Annotated in this window: 4 protein-coding genes; all 4 read right to left on the bottom strand. The window is 54.8% G+C overall.

Annotation, left to right across the window (positions count from 1 at the left end):
- Positions 1–52: 52 nt before the first annotated feature.
- A complete protein-coding gene (locus B3797_RS03120) occupies positions 53–301 on the bottom strand; it encodes a hypothetical protein (RefSeq protein WP_311790349.1) in 249 nt (82 codons plus the stop codon).
- A 135-nt stretch (positions 302–436) separates the two neighbouring features.
- Positions 437–1,009, bottom strand: coding sequence for a nucleotidyltransferase family protein (locus tag B3797_RS03115; RefSeq protein ID WP_311790348.1), 573 nt, complete (start codon positions 1,007–1,009; stop codon positions 437–439).
- Positions 1,006–2,022: an XdhC family protein gene (locus B3797_RS03110; protein ID WP_311790347.1), complete on the bottom strand. Its 1,017-nt coding sequence runs from the start codon at positions 2,020–2,022 to the stop codon at positions 1,006–1,008. Before B3797_RS03110 ends, B3797_RS03115 begins: the two co-directional genes overlap by 4 nt.
- Before the next feature lie 219 nt (positions 2,023–2,241).
- Positions 2,242–2,452 (bottom strand): c-type cytochrome (locus B3797_RS03105; RefSeq protein ID WP_414693024.1); only part of this gene is annotated, 211 nt, incomplete at its 5' end.

The raw sequence follows: 2,452 nt of genomic DNA, 5'->3' as shown, positions 1-2,452 counted from the left end.
CAACAAAAATACGTTTTGTCACTGCCCGGTGTTTTTTAGCGGCTAAAAATGTTTACCACCACCAAGCAAACGGCTTGTTGCTGACAGGAAATGCGATACCGTCAGCATCACGGCCACGCAAGACCTGATTAAGAAGCTTTTTTACTTCACGACGCTCTGGCCGGGTCATCATCATATTGCGATACCAGGATGGAGATTTATCAAACCATCTGGAACAACTGGTAAAACGTGAACCAACACGACGATAAGATTTCATGCGACCATCGGGAAGCCGGTCGCGCGCCCTGCTTTTTACAGCCATAATTAATCCTCTAAGTAAATGAATTACCTAGAAGATGTCTTGCTGCTCATATCCTGTTAGTTTTAAGGCCATAGTACAGGTTCCCGAACTAAATCAATTGGTTTCAAACATTAGCGACTAAATCAAAGTGGAATTTTACACCGATTTTTGAAGAAAACGCTGAAGATCTGACCGGGTATCAATATCCAGCACGCACCCCTGGTCCGCGAGTTTTACTGCCTGACACGGCGCGCGCTGTAGCAAAGCGCGTGCGCCCGTATCGCCTGACAGTGCAATAAGCGCAGGATAAAACGTGCGCTGAAATCCCACCGGATGGCCGGGCTTGCCATTCACTTCAGCGCGAACCAGCGGCGCATGACGCAGCGCATCAGCAACGGCCAGTAAACTCTCAACCGTTAAAAACGGCATATCGCCCAGCGTAATCAGCCAGCCATCATAATCCGCGCTGGCTTTAACGCCCGCTGCGATAGAGTCGCCAGTGCCCTGACTGTTGCAGATAACGGTGCGTCCCGCACTGATAAGCGCTGCTATTTCCGTCTCTTCAGGCCGCGTTACCACAAAGAGATCCAGCCCCGTAGCAGCGGCATGTTCCAGCGTGTGCTGCAAGACCGGCTTGCCGTTGAGCGAAGCCAGCAGCTTATGTTCGCCGCCGCTCTCTCTGAAGCGGCGGCTGAATCCGGCAGCCAGAACCAGAATGGCGATCCTCATATCAAACTTCCCTGCTCCCACGTCTGCTCAGCTAAAGGCGCAGTCGCCTCCACGCAGCCGTTTTTATAGCGCACAATATCCGCCAGAACGGACAGCGCGATCTCCGACGGCGTTTTACTGCCGATATCCAGCCCTACCGGGGCGTGAATGCGGCTTATCTGCTCAGGCGCGACATCCCCATACTGGCCCAGCCGCTCTTTTCTTCTGAGGCTGTTCTTTTTCGATCCCATCGCGCCGATATAGAACGCAGGCAAATTCACCGCTTCCATCATGGTGAGATCGTCAATGCGCGGATCGTGAGTGAGCGACAGGATCGCCGTACCGGCATGGCAACCTTCCCGCTCCAGATAAACAGCGGGAAACTGCTTAATCAGCGTGACGTTCGCATCCAGCGAAGCAGCCATATTCTGCAGCGCCTCTTCCCGGTGTTCGCAAACAATAGTTTCGAAGCCGAGCGCGACGGCAAAATTCGCGCAAAACACCGCTACGCTGGAAAGTCCGCCAATTACCAGTCTGGGCGCGGTAGAGAGCGTCAGCGTTATCGCCGCGCCATCGCGGTAAGTGAGCGTGCTGTTGGTATAGGCGGCTGGCTCCAGCGCATGACAGGGATGCGGCAAAATAATTTTCTTTTTAACCGCCGTAGCGGCGACCAGCGCATCATACATTTTTTGCAGATAGACGCGGCTGGCTGCGCCGGGCGGCAGCTTTTCAACAAGAATATCCAGCACGCCGCCACAGGGAAGCGCCCTGTCCGGTTCAAAGCCCCCTTCGCCGTAACGCACCACCTGGCTGGACGCCGGGAACGCGTTCTGATTGATGCGCTCAATAAAACTTTCTTCAACGCAGCCGCCTGAAAGCGAACCGCAGTGATGCCCCTCTTTGCGGATGATCATCATCGCACCGGGCGGACGCGGCGAAGAACCGTAGGTAGAGAGTACCGTACAGAGCCATACCTCATGCGTCTCAACCCACTGCAATCCTGCGTTCAATACCTGCATATCAAGGTTGTGCATGACCCGATCTCTCCGGCTGCGATTAAGCCAGGGTGTGTCCTGGCGGTTAAAGAGTCAACGATGCCCTGTTAACGTCTGGCACGTTGGTGAAGATAGTGTCGCTTTACCGGCGCGCGGCCGACAATAAAAATTAGTCCGTCTGGCGCGAATGTCACAGTCAGGACGGAAATAACTGATGCGCGCTGCCGCAGGTGTCTGAACAGCGCGCATCAGCCAGCCTCACCGCATTTGCAGAATAATAACGTTGCTGCTGGCAGGATCGGTATGCTGACGCATCTCTCCCACCGCTTTTGCCGTTGTCTGCGCGCCGCCGTTGCCCCAGGAGGATCGAATATAGTTAAGCACGTCCGCCGTCTCCTGGTCGGAAAGCTGTTTACGGTATGGCGGCATCCGGTAGGCATCCGGAACGCCGTCGGCAACAATGCGGGCT

Source organism: Pantoea sp. UBA5923 (assembly GCF_002431095.1).
Lineage (GTDB): Bacteria > Pseudomonadota > Gammaproteobacteria > Enterobacterales > Enterobacteriaceae > Pantoea > Pantoea piersonii.
This window is presented reverse-complemented; position numbering and strand designations above follow the sequence as displayed.

Coding starts and splice junctions, on each gene's coding strand:
- B3797_RS03110 (WP_311790347.1), bottom strand. CDS start 2,022: ATGCACAACCTTGATATGCAGGTATTGAACGCAGGATTGCAGTGGGTT.
- B3797_RS03115 (WP_311790348.1), bottom strand. CDS start 1,009: ATGAGGATCGCCATTCTGGTTCTGGCTGCCGGATTCAGCCGCCGCTTC.
- B3797_RS03120 (WP_311790349.1), bottom strand. CDS start 301: ATGGCTGTAAAAAGCAGGGCGCGCGACCGGCTTCCCGATGGTCGCATG.